Source organism: Actinoplanes auranticolor, assembly GCF_018332655.1.
Taxonomy (GTDB): Bacteria; Actinomycetota; Actinomycetes; order Mycobacteriales; family Micromonosporaceae; genus Actinoplanes; species Actinoplanes auranticolor.
Map to the genome: position 1 here is coordinate 42,037 of NZ_BOQL01000059.1, position 15,195 is coordinate 57,231.

General features: G+C 71.0%; 10 protein-coding genes. 3 read left to right on the top strand and 7 right to left on the bottom strand.

Going from position 1 to position 15,195, the window contains the following annotated elements; all coding sequences use genetic code 11:
• Positions 1 to 26: 26 nt before the first annotated feature.
• From ileS to Aau02nite_RS34265, 3 genes are all read right to left on the bottom strand, one after another.
• Positions 27 to 3,140, bottom strand: coding sequence for an isoleucine--tRNA ligase (ileS, locus tag Aau02nite_RS34255; protein ID WP_212992761.1), 3,114 nt, complete (start codon positions 3,138 to 3,140; stop codon positions 27 to 29).
• A 217-nt stretch (positions 3,141 to 3,357) separates the two neighbouring features.
• Positions 3,358 to 4,893: an alkaline phosphatase D family protein gene (locus tag Aau02nite_RS34260; protein WP_212992762.1), complete on the bottom strand. Its 1,536-nt coding sequence runs from the start codon at positions 4,891 to 4,893 to the stop codon at positions 3,358 to 3,360.
• 62 nt (positions 4,894 to 4,955) lie between these two features.
• Complete coding sequence (locus tag Aau02nite_RS34265; protein WP_212992763.1) at positions 4,956 to 5,615, bottom strand: SMI1/KNR4 family protein; 660 nt, start codon at positions 5,613 to 5,615, stop codon at positions 4,956 to 4,958.
• Between the two features lie 63 nt (positions 5,616 to 5,678).
• Here Aau02nite_RS34265 and Aau02nite_RS34270 point away from each other — a divergent pair, with 63 nt between their 5' ends.
• Positions 5,679 to 6,119 (top strand): carboxymuconolactone decarboxylase family protein, encoded by a 441-nt coding sequence (locus Aau02nite_RS34270; RefSeq protein WP_212992764.1) that lies wholly within the window; start codon positions 5,679 to 5,681, stop codon positions 6,117 to 6,119.
• Positions 6,120 to 6,125: 6 nt separating this feature from the next.
• Here Aau02nite_RS34270 and ndk read toward each other — a convergent pair whose 3' ends face one another.
• Positions 6,126 to 6,542 (bottom strand): nucleoside-diphosphate kinase, encoded by a 417-nt coding sequence (ndk, locus tag Aau02nite_RS34275; RefSeq protein ID WP_212992765.1) that lies wholly within the window; start codon positions 6,540 to 6,542, stop codon positions 6,126 to 6,128.
• A 158-nt stretch (positions 6,543 to 6,700) separates the two neighbouring features.
• Here ndk and Aau02nite_RS47540 point away from each other — a divergent pair, with 158 nt between their 5' ends.
• The gene (locus Aau02nite_RS47540; protein ID WP_281421097.1) at positions 6,701 to 9,598 is read left to right on the top strand and encodes a VOC family protein; all 2,898 of its coding nucleotides are present in this window, start codon (positions 6,701 to 6,703) and stop codon (positions 9,596 to 9,598) included.
• 58 nt (positions 9,599 to 9,656) lie between these two features.
• Here the strand turns inward: Aau02nite_RS47540 and Aau02nite_RS34285 are convergent, their stop codons facing one another.
• The 3 genes from Aau02nite_RS34285 to Aau02nite_RS34295 are packed head-to-tail and all read right to left on the bottom strand — an operon-like array spanning position 9,657 to position 14,052.
• Entirely contained in the window at positions 9,657 to 10,094 is a 438-nt protein-coding gene (locus Aau02nite_RS34285; RefSeq protein WP_438841201.1) for a DUF4233 domain-containing protein, read from the bottom strand.
• On the bottom strand, positions 10,091 to 11,416 hold the full coding sequence (locus tag Aau02nite_RS34290) for a bifunctional folylpolyglutamate synthase/dihydrofolate synthase (protein WP_212992766.1): 1,326 nt from the start codon (positions 11,414 to 11,416) through the stop codon (positions 10,091 to 10,093). Before Aau02nite_RS34290 ends, Aau02nite_RS34285 begins: the two co-directional genes overlap by 4 nt.
• Positions 11,413 to 14,052 carry a valine--tRNA ligase gene (locus Aau02nite_RS34295; protein ID WP_212992767.1) on the bottom strand — a complete coding sequence of 880 codons (2,640 nt, stop codon included), beginning with the start codon at positions 14,050 to 14,052 and terminating at the stop codon, positions 11,413 to 11,415. Before Aau02nite_RS34295 ends, Aau02nite_RS34290 begins: the two co-directional genes overlap by 4 nt.
• A gap of 115 nt (positions 14,053 to 14,167) precedes the next feature.
• Between Aau02nite_RS34295 and Aau02nite_RS34300 the strand changes: the two genes are divergently transcribed.
• Complete coding sequence (locus Aau02nite_RS34300; RefSeq protein WP_212992768.1) at positions 14,168 to 14,836, top strand: hypothetical protein; 669 nt, start codon at positions 14,168 to 14,170, stop codon at positions 14,834 to 14,836.
• Positions 14,837 to 15,195: the final 359 nt, after the last annotated feature.

Sequence of the window (15,195 nt, forward strand, 5' to 3'; positions counted from 1 at the left end):
CAAATGCCGAGCCGGGAGGCAGGATTTCACACGCGGGTGACCGCCACCGTGACCGAATCGCCGTCGCCGACCTCGCCGCTGAAGCCGGTCGCGGCCTCGTCCAGCGTCAGTGAGGTCGCCAGAGTTTCGGCGGCGACGAAGTCCCGGTGGACGTCGACGGCCGCCGCGACCACGGGCGGCGCCGCGATCCGCAGGGCGATCCGGTCGGACACGTCGAGGTCGGCGTCGCGGCGGGCCTGCTGCACGACCCGGATCAGGTCGCGGGCCAGGCCCTCGGCCGCCAGCTCCGGCGTGACCTGGGTGTCCAGCAGCACCACACCACGGCCGGCCGGCAGCGGCGCCGAGTTCTCCGCGTCGGCGGCGATGAGCTTGAGCTCGTACTCGCCCTCCTGCAGGGTGACGCCGGCGGCGACGGGCGCGCCGTCGACGAGCTGCCAGTCGCCGGCCTTGACGGCCTTGATGACCACCTGGACCTGCTTGCCCAGGCGCGGGCCCAGGGCCCGCGGGACCACGGTCAACACCTGCTGGGAGTACGCGGCCAGATCGGCACTGAGCTGCACCTCCTTGACGTTGACCTCGTCGGCCAGCAGGTCCGCGAACGGCCGGAGCGCGTCGGCGTCCGGGCTGGCCACGGTGAGCTTGGCCAGCGGCAGCCGGACCCGCAACGCCTTGGCCTTGCGCAGCGACAACGCCGCCGAGGCCGCCTCGCGGATCGCGTCCATGGAGGCCACCAGCTCGGGGTCGGCGGGGAACGCGTCGGTCGCGGGCCAGTCGGTCAGGTGCACCGACCGCTCGCCGGTCAGGCCCCGCCAGATCTCCTCGGCGGTCAGCGGCGCGAGCGGCGCCACCACCCGGCACAGGGTCTCCAGCACCGTGGCCAGGGTGTCGAACGCGTCCGCGTCGCCGGCCCAGAAGCGGTCCCGCGAGCGGCGCACGTACCAGTTGGTCAGCGCGTCCAGGTACGACCGCACCGACGCGGCTGCGCCCGAGATGTCGTACTCGTCGAGCTGGCGGGTGGTGTCCGCGACGAGCTCGCTGGTCTTGGCCAGGATGTAGCGGTCCAGCAGGTGCGTCGAGTCGGTGCGGAACCGGGCCTCGTGACCGGCCGCGTTGGCGTACAGGCTGAAGAAGTACCAGACGTTCCAGGCCGGCAGCAGCACCTGGCGCACCGAGTCCCGGATCGCTGTCTCGGTCACCGGCATGTCCCCGCCGCGCAGCACCGGCGACGACATCAGCATCCAGCGCATCGCGTCCGAGCCGTAGGAGTCGAAGACCTCGTAGACGTCCGGGTAGTTGCGCAGGCTCTTGGACATCTTGCGGCCGTCGGCGCCCTGCAGGATGCCGTGGCTCAGGCAGTTACGGAACGCCGGCCGGTCGAACAGGGCCGTGGCCAGCACGTGCATGGTGTAGAACCAGCCGCGGGTCTGCCCGATGTACTCGACGATGAAGTCGCCCGGGTAGTGGTGCTCGAACCAGTCCTTGTTCTCGAACGGGTAGTGCACCTGGGCGAACGGCATCGACCCGGACTCGAACCAGCAGTCCAGCACCTCGGGCACCCGGCGCATGGTGGACTGCCCGGTCGGGTCGTCCGGGTTGGGCCGGGTCAGCTCGTCCACGTACGGCCGGTGCAGGTCGGTGACCTCGACACCGAAGTCCGCGCTGAGCTGCTCCAGCGAGCCGTAGACGTCGACCCGCGGGTAGGTCGGGTCGTCGGACTTCCACACCGGGATGGGCGAGCCCCAGAACCGGTTCCGGCTGATCGACCAGTCCCGGGCGTTGGCCAGCCACTTGCCGAACGAGCCGTCCTTGATGTGCGCCGGCGTCCAGGTGATCTCCTGGTTCAGCTCGACCATCCGGTCCCGGAACTTGGTCACGGCCACGAACCACGACGACACGGCCTTGTAGACCAGCGGGGTGTCACAGCGCCAGCAGTGCGGGTACGAGTGCGTGTACCCCTCGTGCCGCAGCACCACGCCGCGGGCCTTGAGCTCGGCGGTGATCGGCTTGTTGGCCTCGAAGACCTGGACGCCCTGGTAGTCGGGCACGAGCGCGGTGAACCGGGTGTGGTCGTCGACGGTCACGATGGTCGGGATGCCGGCGGCGTTGCAGACGTTCTGGTCGTCCTCACCGAAGGCGGGCGCCTGGTGCACCACGCCGGTGCCGTCCTCGTCACTGACGTAGTCGGCGGCGAGCACCTGGTACGCGTTCGGGCCGGCCTGCTCGACCAGGAAGTCGAACATCGGGGTGTACCGGCGCCCGGCCAGCTCCCGGCCCAGCACCGTCCCGACCTGCTCGTACCCGTCGAGCTCCCTGGCGTAGGCGGCCACCCGGGACGCGCCGACGATCAGGCGGGAGCCGTCCTTCTCCAGGACCGCGTACTCGATGTCCGGGCCGACGGCCAGCGCCAGGTTCGACGGCAGGGTCCACGGCGTGGTGGTCCAGACCGCGATCCGCTCGCCGGTCTCCAGCTGGAAGGTGACGGTCAGCGCCGGGTCGGTCCGGTCCCGGTAGACGTCGTCCATCCGGGTCTCGGTGTTCGACAGCGGCGTCTCGCACCGGAAGCAGTACGCCAGCACCCGGAAGCCCTCGTAGATCAGACCCTTGGAGTGCAGGGTCTTGAAGGCCCACATGACCGACTCCATGTAGCTGGGGTCGAGGGTCTTGTAGTCGTTGCCGAAGTCCACCCAGCGGGCCTGGCGCGTGACGTAGCGCTCCCAGTCCTTGGTGTAGGCCAGCACGGAGGTCCGGCAGGCGTCGTTGAACTTGTCGACGCCCAGCTCGAGGATCTGCGCCTTGGTGGTGATGCCGAGCTGCTTCTCGGCCTCGACCTCGGCCGGCAGCCCGTGGGTGTCCCAGCCGAAGCGGCGCTCGACGTGCTTGCCGCGCATGGTCTGGTAACGCGGGACCAGGTCCTTGACGTAGCCGGTGAACAGGTGGCCGTAGTGCGGCAGCCCGTTGGCGAACGGCGGGCCGTCGTAGAAGACGTACTCGTTGCTGCCGTTCTCCCCGGCCGGGCGCGCGTCGACGCTGGCCTCGAACGTCTTGTCGGCGGCCCAGTGCTCCAGCACGGCCCGCTCGACCGCGGGCAGGTCGGGGCTCGCCGGTACGCCGGCGGCGTCGGTGTGCTTGGGATAAGCCATCGGTGGTCACTCCTCGCGCAGTGCACTTGCGTGGACTGCGAGGACGAGCCGGAGCCCGCGGTACCACCTCGCTTGACGGCCACAGGACCGCCCGCTCGTTCGCCGGCTGGGGTGCGGGCCGGTACCGCCCGGTTCTACTGAGGCGCACTCGCCCGTTCTTCCGGAGGCTCCCCGGTGATGGCCGGATCAACGCCTGACTACACAACGATACCGGCCGTCATTTGTTCCGCGGCTTCGGCAGGGTGGTCGACCACAGCGAGACCCCGGCCCGGTCCCGCAGGTCCACCCGGAACGCGCCGGTCCGGCCGTCGATCCGCACCTCACCGAAGTGCTGGAAACCGTCGGCCGGCGAGGTGTTCGCGACCGGCGGGGCGTTCACGAAGACCGCCTCGGGGCCGAACGTGCCGTCCAGTGCGTTGGGCCCGAACGCCCCCGCGTGCGCCGGCCCGGAGACGAACTCCCAGAACGGCGTGAAGTCCTGCACCGCGGCGCGGGCCGGGTCGTAGTGGTGGGCCGCGGTGTAGTGCACGTCCGCGGTGAGCAGCACGATCCCGGTCACGCCGGCCCGGTGCGCCGACCGCAGGACCTGGGCGAACTCCAGCTCACGGCCCCGCGGCGCACCCGGGTCGCCCTGGGCCACGCCTTCCTGGGCCGCCGCGCCGTCCGGCACGACCACGCCCAGCGGCAGGTCGTTCGCGATCACCTTCCAGGTCGCCCGGGACGAGCGCAGGCCGCGGATCAGCCATTCGCGCTGCTCGGCGCCGAGCAGGCCGCGGTGCGGGTCCGCGTACGTGTTGCCGTCGTTGACGTCCTTGAACGTGCGCATGTCCAGCACGAACACGTCCAGCAGCGGCCCGTACGAGATCTTGCGGTAGATCGGCCCGGACCGCTGCGGGGTCGGCACCCACTCGTGGTACGCCCGCTGCGCCCGCGCCGCCAGCACGTCGACCCGCTTCTCGGTGTACCGGGCGTCGTCGAGGATCTCCCCCGGGTACCAGTTGTTGACCACCTCGTGGTCGTCCCACTGGTTGACCTGCGGAACCTCCGCGGCGAACGCCTTGTACGCGTCGTCCAGCAGGTTGTACGCGTACTGGCCGCGGTACTCGCCCAGGGTCTCGGCGACCTTGGCCTTCTCCGGCGTGACCAGGTTGCGCCAGACCCGGCCGTCCGGCAGCGTCACGGCCGGTACGAGGGGACCGTCGGCGTAGACGGTGTCACCGCTGTGCAGCAGGAAGTCGGGCTGCCGCCGGCGCATCGACTCGAACAGGGCCAGGCCGCCGCACGCCGGGTCGATGCCCCAGCCCTGACCGACCACGTCACCGGTCCAGACGAAGGAGATGTCCTGCCGGCGTACCGGTGCGGTGCTGAACGAGCCGTCGAGGGGCTCGCTGAGCAGGCCGGCGCGGTCGAGGCTCTCCGCCCGTACCCGGTAGTGCAGCTTCTCCCCCGCCGGCAGGCCGCGCAGGCGCACCTTGCCGGTGAAATCGGTGTCCGGGGTCAGCACCGGGCCGCGCACGCGGCGCGCTCCCCGCAGGTCCGGGCGCCGGCTCACCTCGACCCACATCCGGCTGGGCCGGTCGGCCCGCGCCCAGACGACCGCGGTGTCCGCGGTGGCGTCGCCGGTCTGCACCCCGTGGGTGAGCACCGGCCGCTGCGCCGACCAGCCGGCGAAGACCGGCGCGGCGGGCAGGACGCCGAGAACGCCGCCGGCCACCCCGGCCCGCAGCAGGCTACGTCGATCGATGGAGGTCATAACGGCAGGCTCTCGGGGGCAGGTGAAGCCCGGGCGGGACCGAGGTGGACGGCGGCCGAAGATCAGGCGGCCGGCTGCGCCGCGTCCAGCCAGCGGCGATACCAGCGGCCGAAGCCGAGCGGCGTGCCGTCGCCGTCGAGCAGCGGCCGGAAACCGCCGTCGTCGGCGGTGTCGTCCGCCCACATTTGGCCGCGGGCCGGGCCACTGACCACCAGCACCTCCCGCAGCGCACAACCGAGATGGCACAGGTAGAGCAGGCCGATCGCGTGCTCGGGGGCGAAGACGACCGCGTCGTGCCGCGCCCAGTAGGCGTCCTCGGCCTCGGTGAACGCCTCCTCGGAGGCGAAGTCCTCCTCGTCCGGCGGGTCGGTGAAGCCGTCCGCCGGGTTGAACGCCGCGGTGTGCGGGAACGGCTGCGCCAGAGCCTCGCGGAGGGTCAGGTCCGCGCCGTCACCCTCCCACTGCCAGCTGCCGTCGATCCGCCGCAGCGGGAAGAGCCCATAGCCCGGTCCCGCGCCGCCCCGGCCGGCCGTGCGGAGGAACGACCGGTACTCGCCCGGCAGCTCCACGCCCAGCTGGGCTTCCAGCTCGGCCAGCTCACCCGGGCTGAGCGGCGGCTCGAGGAGCCACTCGTGGCCGAGGCTGCCGAACACTTCGTCCGCCGCCGGGGCAGCGGCCAGCCCGGCGAGCCGCGGCCGGATGTCAGCCCAGGCGTCGGCCATCTTGTCACGTCCTTCGTCGCCGTCTCGTCCTGACCGTGTACGACCACCACGACAGGAGGATTCATGTCCCGCTTGGCGATCGACAAGATCTCACCGGCTGCCTACCAGGCCGTCTTCGGCATGGAGCAGTACTGCCGCGACCGCGTCGACCCCACCCTTTACGAGCTGCTCAAGCTGCGCGCCTCGATGATCAACGGCTGCGCTTTCTGCACCGACATGCACAGCCGTGACGCGCTGGCCGCCGGCGAGTCGAGCCGGCGCCTCTTCGCCGTCGCGACCTGGCACGATGCCCCGTTCTTCACTGAGCGGGAGCGGGCCGCGCTGGCGCTGACCGACGCGGTGACCCGCCTCGGCGAGCACGGCGTCCCGGACGAGGTCTGGGCGCCGGCCGCCGAGGAGTTCACCGAGCAGGAGCTGGCCGACCTGCTGATGGCCATCGCCACGATCAACGTGTGGAACCGGCTGTCGATCGCGGTGCGCAATCAACCGCCGCTGGAGGTCTGAGGCGTCTCAGAGCTCCGGGAACCACAGGGCGAGCTCACGCTTCGCGCTGTCGGGGGAATCCGAGGCGTGCACGAGGTTTTCCCGGTTGGACAGCGACAGGTCGCCGCGGATCGTGCCCGCGGCGGCCTTGCGCCCGTCGGTGGCGCCGACCAGGGCCCGGACGACCGCGATGACCTCGTCGCCGGAGAGCACCAGCGCGGCGAGCGGGCCGCTGGTCATGAACTCCTTGAGCGGCGGGTAGAAGGCCTTGTCCACGTGCTCGGCGTAGTGCTGGTCGGCCAGCTCCGCGTCCATGGTGCGCACGACCAGCGCGTCGATCGTGAGACCCTTGCGCTCGAACCGGCCGAGGATCTCCCCGAGCAGGCCGCGCCGCAGCGCATCGGGCTTGACGAGCACGAGCGTGCGCTCGGTGGCAGTGGACACCGGTTGTTCCTCCTGGTTAGGACGTGGCAAGCCGACACGCCGGTCGGGAGGTCAGCCTATCGGGCCGCCATCCGGCGCGAGCGGCAACCGCCCGGTAGCGCACTTTCCACGGGCGGTCGCGGCTACGTAACCTGACGGGTACACCCGGGAGGTCCACTGTGGCGAACCAGAACGGCCGGCCGATCGCACCGGCCCGCAAACTCGTGGCGGCCGTCGTCGGCACGATCGCGGTCTTCGTGATGCTGTTCGGCCTCGGCATGTCGAGCTGGGCGATAGTCGCACTGGGCCTGGCGATGCTGATCCTGGCGATCGCCCTGGGCATGGTGAACGTGGTCCGCCGCGGCGCCCGCGCCTGGGTAGCGGGATCAGCGCAGGTCAAGGCGATCTCGGAGCCCCCGGCCACGGCGATCTACGGCCGCGCGGAGCTGCAGATCGTGATCGTGGCGCCGGGCCTGCCGACCTCGGAGGTGACGGTCCGCGACCCCCGCGTCCCGGTGGCCAAATGGCCCCGGGTGGGCGACACCCTGCCGGTGACGGTGGACGTGGACGACATGCGCCGCGTCCGCATCAACTGGGACGAGGCGGAGACCTACGACACCGGCACGCTGAACGTCCCCCCGGCGTACTACGAGGAGGACCTGCCGGACGACGACCTGCTGGGCGGCGAGCCGGAGCCGCCGCCGTGGGCGAACCGCGACCGGCAGTGGGGCCGCGGCCCGGACGAGCCGCCCCCGCCACCGCCGCCGTCGCCCCGCCTGGGCGACCTGGACGGTCCGCCCCCGCCGCCCCCGCAGGCGGGTCTGCTCGACGACCCGCCCCCGCCGGTGATAGTCCGCGACGCCCCGGGTGGCCCGATCCTCGAAGGCCAGCTGGTAGAGCCGGACTACGAATACACAGCACCACTGCCGCAACGCGCCCGCACGGCGACGGCCGCGCCGCCGCGCCCGGCGGAGAAACCCCGGCCGAGACCAAGACCACACGCGACAGCCACCCTGGACCCCGAAGACGAAGGTACGGGCACAGAGCCGGCAGAAGCAGCACCGGACCCCGCCCCCACAGCAACCTCCCGGCCGCCCTCCTCAACCGTGGCCGACGACGCACACGATGAGCATGACCCGGCTCAGCCCGTCTCCCCGGCACCCGCCCAGCGCGGTACGGAGTCGTCGGGCAACCACCACGACCCGGAAATCGACCTGCCCCTGGACGGAGACCCGGAACCACCCCCGGAGCAGCAGAGCCGGGCCGCCCGCGCAGCGGTGGACGAGGACATCATCGCCCCGCCGGCGGCTACCACGAGCCTGCCCGACCCGTCGCCCGCCACCGAGTCGCCGAACGACAGAGCAGGCCGCGTCCTGGACGCTGAAAACGCCCCACCACGCCAGCGCCGGCCCCGCTCAGAAGACGACGACCTGCTGGGCGACCTGGAACCACCCCCGTGGGAGGTCCGCGCCCAGCAACCCGACGCGGTCCCCGCCGCCGCGCAGAACCCTGATCCCGCGGCTACCCCGGACCCCGATCCTGCTCGCGCTGCCGCTTCAGACCCCGATCCTGCTCGCGCTGCCGCCCCAGACCTTGATTCCGTTGGCGCCCCGCCACCGCCGATCGCGGAGGAGCCGCGCCCGGCGCCGGAAGCCCGCCCGAAGCCCCGGCCTCGCCCGACCTCCCCGCCCGACCAGCAGCAGGCGGCGGCGAACGACCAGCCCCGCAGCAGCACAGCGCAGACAACCGGCTTGGCAGCGGCAGCAGGGGCGGTGGTGGCCGCGGGCTTCGCCGCCCTGGGCAACGCCTTCCGCAACAAGAAGCAGGAAGAACGCCGCCCCTCCCCCGAGGCTGAGGACCGCTCGGCCACCCCGAACCGCCCGGAACCGGTCGCAGCAACCGACTCACCTGCGGCTTCCGGCCCCAGCAGCACGTCCAGCGACCCTGCATCGCGTCCCAGCGCCGGATCGGGTAGCACCTCTGCGTCGGACTCCAACTTTGCGTCCGGCTCCACCTCTGCGTCGGGCTCCGGCTCCGCGTCAGGTCCCACCTCTGCATCGGGTCCCGCCTCCGCGTCAGGTCCCACCTCTGCGTCGGGTCCCGCCTCTGCGTCAGACTCCGGCGCTGCGTCGGGCTTCAGGTCTGCGGCGGGTGCCGGCGCTGCGGCGGGCTCCAGCTCTGTGCCCGGACCGCCGTCAGCGTCTGGCTCCGATCCCGCTTCTGATCCCGACCGCGAGGCCGCATCCGACCTGAACGCAGCGGCATCCGGCCCGCCCGCCGGCGCTGTCTCCGCCACGCACTCCAGACCGGCCCCCGAAGCCGCTCCCAGCCAGGTCTACGCCTCTCCCACCGCCTTCGGCCCGGGCGGAGGCTCCGGAAGCGGCAACCCCGCAGACATCAAACCCCGGCCGGAACCCACCCCACCCCGACCCGGAACCGTCTACGCCGCCGAGGCCGCAGCCCCACCGGCCCCGGACAGCACGACCCCAGCCACCCCGACGCCACCCAGCCCGAATCCACCCAGCCCGAATCCAGCCGGCACCGGCGCCGTCAGCGCACGCGCAACCGCCGCGAGCTCCACCGCCACCGGAGCACCCGCCCCGAAGCGAGGAAGGCCCTGGGCCGACCTCGAAGGCGGCTTCGAACCCGACGAACGCGCCGACGACCTGATCACCGCCTACCCGAGCGCCCGCCCGGGCCCGGCCGGCGCCATCCACGGCGTAGGAATCACGGTGCTGGTCACCAACCTCGACCGCTCAGTCGCGTTCTACCGCGACATGCTCGGCTTCTTCGAGATCGACACCGGCTCGGGCAGCGCAGTGCTGGCCTCCGGCGACACGCGGCTGGTCCTGCGCACGGTCCACGACCTGTCGGGCGCAGCCGGCCGCCTGATCTACCTGAACCTCGAGGTAGGCGACGTCGAAGCGGTCCACGAGGAACTGAAGCGCAAGGGCGTCAAGTTCGTCCACGGCCCCCGCCCGGTGAACCGGGGCGACAAACTCGAACTCTGGGCAGCCTCGTTCCACGACCCCGACCAGCACAACATCGCCATCACCCAGTGGCGCGCCATCCGCTGACCCCACCGGCCGCCGGTCCACCCGCCGCCTACGGGCAGTGGGTGGACCCGCTCGCCGGCTAACCCAAGATCTTGTACCGCACCGAAGTCGCATAAGCCCAGGTCAACCCGAAGATCAACCCCAGCGCCGCCAGCGACCAGTGCAGCAACCCGGACGCGAACAGCAGCACCTGCAACGCCGTACCCGCATGCCACGCCCACCGGCGACGCATGCTCCCGGCCACCACAGCCGCCAGCACCGCCAGGCCGACCACCACGCCGATACCCCAGCCGCTGAGGTCCCCGCCCAGGATCCGGATCGGCTGGATCGCCAGCAGCAGAACGATGGCTTCCAGGGCGAGCGTGCCCGCCCCCAGCCCTCGTACCGCCGCCTCCGGATTACGCAGACCGGACCGCCGCGGCTCCTCGCCCTCGACGCCGGCCAGAGGCTCCTCGCCCGGCGACTCCTCAGGCGACGAGGGCACGGGCGAGGACGGCTCCGGCGGCGGCGTGGTCACTTCTTCAGGAGCTTCCGCGCGTCAGCCACGGTCACGATCGACCCGGTGATCAGCACCGCAACGCCACTGTGCTCCCCGTCGGTGTCCGACTCGGCGAGCACGACGGCTTCCTCGATGGCGTCAGGCATGTTCTCCGTGATCGTCACCCGGTCCTCGCCGAAGATCTCCTCCGCGATCTGCGCGAGCTCGTCGACCGGCATCGCCCGCGGCGAGCTGTTCTGCGTCACCACGAGGCGGGCCGCGACCGGCTCCAGCAGCTCCAGCAGGCCCGCCACGTCCTTGTCACCCAGCACCCCGACCACCGCGACGAGGTGCCGGAACGCGAACTCCTCCTCGAGCGCGGTCACGGTCGCCGCCATCCCGTGCGGATTGTGCGCACCGTCGAGCAGGATCGTGGGCGCGCTGCGTACCCGTTCCAGCCGGCCCGGCGAGTCGACCCCGCCGAAGCCTTCCCGGACCAGGTCCACGTCGAGCTGCTTGGCCGCGCCCGCGCCGAGGAACGCCTCGACCGCCGCGAGCGCGAGGGCGGCGTTCTGCGCCTGGTGGGCACCGAAGAGCGGCAGGAACACCTCGTCGTACACGCCGCCGAGCCCCTGCAGGGTGAGCACCTGCCCACCGACCGCCTGGTCGCGCCGGATGACGCCGAACTCGCTGCCCTCGCGGGCGACGGTCGCGCCGACCTGCGCGGAGCGTTCCAGCAGCGGCCGCATCGCGTCCTCGGTCTGCACCGCGCTGATGACGGTGGCGTCCTTGTGGATGATGCCGGCCTTGGCCCAGGCGATGTCCTCGATCGTGTCGCCCAGCCACTCGGTGTGGTCGAGCCCGATCGGGGCGATGACGCAGACGCCGGCCTCGAGGACGTTGGTCGCGTCCTCCTCGCCACCGAGGCCGACCTCGACCACGGCGATGTCCACGGGCGCGTCGGCGAACGTCGCGTACGCCAGCGCCGTGGTCATGTCGAAGTAGGTGAGCGGCTCGGCCGACCGCTCGTCGATCAGCCGGGCCAGGGGAGCGATCTCGTCGTAGACGGCGGCCAGCCGTTCCTCGGAGATCGGCTCGCCGTCCAGGCTGATCCGTTCCCGGACGGTCTCCAGATGCGGGCTCGTGTAGCGGCCGGTGTGCAGCCCGTGCGCGCGCAGCAGGCCGTCGATCATCCGGGCCGTGGACGTCTTGCCGTTGGTCCCGGTCAGGTGGATCGACGGGTACGCCCGCTGCGGACTGCCGAGCACGTCCATCAGGTCACGGATCTTCTGCATGTCGAAGGCCATGCGGGTGAAGCCGCGCCCGTCGAGCGCGGCAACCACCTCTTGGTATGTGCTCATGCTGTGGGCAACGCTTTCAGGGCCGCCGCAATTCTCGCGAGGTCGGCCTCCGCCGTGGCGAGCCGATCCTTGATCTTGGCCACGACCTGCTCGGGCGCCTTGCCGACGAACGCGTCGTTGTCGAGCTTGGCCCGGCACTGTGCCGCTTCCTTCTCGGCGGCGGCGCGGTCCTTGTCGAGCCGGGCCCGTTCGGCCGCGACGTCGATGGTGCCCCGGGTGTCGAGGTCGACCGTGATGCCGCCGGTGACCGCGAGGGTCGCCGTGGCCGCGAACTCGGCGCTGGGCGCATCCAGCCGGGCCAGCGCACGGATCAACGGCTCGTGCACGTCGATCCCGACGTTGCCGAGGCCGGTCAGCGCGGCGCTGACCCGCTGACCGGGGCGCAGGCCCTGGTCGGAGCGGAACCGCCGCACCTCGGTGACGACCTTCTGCAGCGCGGCGAGCTCTTCCTCGGCCACATCGTCGACGCGCGCCTGGTCGGCAACCGGCCACGCGGCCACGACTACGGACTCGGCACCGGTCAGCACCGTCCACAGCTCCTCGGTGACAAACGGGATCACCGGGTGCAACAGACGCAGCAACTGGTCGAGCACATGCCCGAGCACCCGGCGCGAGCGCGCCGCCTCAATGCCGTCGGTGGCCAGCACTGGCTTGCTGAGCTCGACATACCAGTCACAGACGTCGTCCCACGCGAAGTGGTAGAGCGTGTCGCAGGCCTTGGCGAACTCGTACGTCGCCAGCTGCTCGTCAACCTCGGCGATGACGTGCTGCAGCCGCGACAGGATCCACTTGTCGACGCTCGACAGCTCCGACGACGCCGGCAGCTCACCCTCGACCGTGGCCCCGTTCATCAGGGCGAAGCGAGTCGCGTTCCACAGCTTGTTGCAGAAGTTACGCGAGCCCTGGCACCACTCCTCGCTGATCGGCACGTCGGAACCAGGGTTGGCGCCGCGGGCAAGCGTGAAGCGAGTGGCGTCCGCGCCGTACCGGTCGATCCAGTCCAGCGGGTCGACGGCGTTGCCGAACGACTTCGACATCTTCTTACCGTGCGCGTCGCGAACCAGTCCGTGCAGCGCCACCACGTCGAACGGCTGCACGCCGTCCATCGCGTACAGGCCGAACATCATCATCCGGGCGACCCAGAAGAAAAGGATGTCGTAGCCGGTGACCAGCACGCTGGTCGGGTAGAACTTCGCCAGCGTCTCGGTCTGCTCGGGCCAGCCCATCGTGGAGAACGGCCACAGCCCGGACGAGAACCACGTGTCGAGCACGTCCTCGTCCTGCCGCCAGCCCTCGCCGGTCGGCGGCTGCTCGTCCGGTCCGACGCAGACGACCTCACCGGCCGGGCCGTACCAGACCGGGATGCGGTGTCCCCACCAGAGCTGCCGCGAGATGCACCAGTCGTGCATGTTGTCGACCCAGGCGAAGTAACGCTTGGCCAGCTCCGGCGGCTCGATGGTGACCCGGCCGTCACGGACGGCGTCACCAGCCGCCTTGGCCAGCGGCCCGGTGTTCACGAACCACTGCAGCGACAGCCGCGGCTCGACAGTCGTCTTGCACCGCGAACAGTGCCCGACGGAGTGCTGGTAGGGCCGCTTCTCGGCGACGATGCGCCCCTGCTCACGCAGGGCGGCGACAATCGCAGGCCGGGCCTCGTACCGGTCCAGACCCTCAAAAGGCCCCGGTACGGTGATGACGGCCCGCTCATCCATGATCGTCATGCTCGGCAGCTCGTGCCGCCGGCCGATCTCGAAGTCGTTCGGGTCGTGCGCCGGCGTGACCTTGACCGCACCCGTACCGAAAGCCGGGTCGACGTGCTCGTCGGCCACGATCGGGATCCGCCGCCCGGTGAGGGGAAGCTCGACCTCGGTGCCGATCAGGTGCTGGTAGCGCTCGTCCTCGGGGTGCACGGCCACCGCGGTGTCACCGAGCATCGTCTCGGCGCGGGTCGTGGCCACCACGATCGCGTTGTCACCGTCGCCGTAGCGGATGGAGACCAGCTCACCGTCGTCGTCGGTGTGCTCGACCTCGATGTCACTGAGCGCGGTGAGACAGCGGGGGCACCAGTTGATGATGCGCTCGGCCCGGTAGATGAGCCCATCGTCGTACAGCTGCTTGAAGATCGTCTGCACGGCCTTGGAGAGGCCCTCGTCCATGGTGAACCGCTCGCGGCTCCAGTCCACGGAGTCGCCCAGCCGGCGCATCTGCCCGGTGATCGCGCCACCGGACTCGGCCTTCCACTGCCAGACCTTATCGACGAACGCCTCCCGCCCGAGGTCGTGGCGGGAGATCTGCTGGGCGGCGAGCTGCCGCTCGACGACGTTCTGGGTGGCGATGCCGGCGTGGTCCATGCCGGGCAGCCAGAGCACCTCGAAACCCTGCATCCGCTTGAGGCGGCTCAAGGTGTCCATGATGGTGTGCTCGAGGGCGTGGCCGACGTGCATGGAGCCGGTCACGTTGGGCGGCGGGATGACGATGGAGAAGGGCGGCTTGTCACTAGCCGGGTCCGCCGTGAAGTAGCCGGCCGATACCCACTGCTCGTACCGCCGCTGCTCTACCTCGCCCGGCTGGTACTGGGCGGAAAGGCCACCGGTGGGCCGGCTGTCGGGGGTACGGGTGTCGGTTGCTTCGCTCACCCGACAAGTCTACGGAGCCCGTGGGGGAAGCCTGCGATCGCACCGCCTTCCTGTGGACAAGGCGGGGTCTGTGGACAACGCCCGGCCGCGAAGCGCGGGTTGTTAGGCTCGCACGATGTCCGAACGCCCTGGCTCTGCTCCACCACCCGAGGCAACACCGGTGGAGATCGCCGCCGACCCGTTCCCCCTCACCGAGTCCGCCGGCGAGGAGAAGGAAGAACGGAAGCCGAGGTCTAGAACCAAGACGATCGTGCTCAGCGCAATGCTGGCGGTCGGCCTGGCGGGCGCATCCGTCCTGGGGTACGTGGGCTGGCGGATCGCCTCCCAGAAGGACGCGACTCTCACGGTCCCGGCCAACGTCGCAGGTTTCACCGTCGACAGCAGCGACGAGGGCCGCAACACGGCGGAGTACCTGCAGACCGCTCTGTCCGCGGACGTGCAACTGGATCGTGCGGTGGGAGCAGTGTTCACCGACGGCTCGGCAAACGACATCCTGTTCTTCGGCGGCACAACGCTGTTCTGGACCCCGGAAGACGACCTGGTGACCGCATTCGACCTGGTCTCCGACGAGCAGGGCTCGGTGACCGGGCTGCACGACGTGCCGGCCGGTCCCCTCGGCGGCACGATGAAATGCGGAACAACGAAGGCGGACGACACGGACATGCCGGTATGCGGCTGGGCCGACCACGGCAGCCTCGCCCTGGCGATGTTCCCGGGCCGCACAGTCGAGGACTCAGCCAAACTCCTCAGCGAGATCCGCTCCGCAGCCCAAACCCGCAACTGAGTACGCCTGACAAGGCCACCGAGTAGGCCGCCTAACCGTGCGCATGCCATGGCGCAAGAGCCGGCGGCCGCCCGTGCATGCATGTGAGCTGCCATCGGCCGTGGTTGTCTGACTGCTGCTGGGTCGAGCGTGCGGGACCTTCAGTCGCGGCCGACGCTGTTCGCCTCAAGGCCAGCGTGTGAGTCACCCAGTCCCGCCGGCTGCAGCATCGTAGCTTTTGCCCGCGCGGGTCGGCTTGATCCGCCCGGCCTCCCGATCACGCCGGCCACCCAGCCTGACCCGTTGGATCGCCCGGGAACGCAAAAAAGAGCCCGCCCCGGTCAGGGGCAGGCTCCAACACACACGCGTGGGGGTATAGA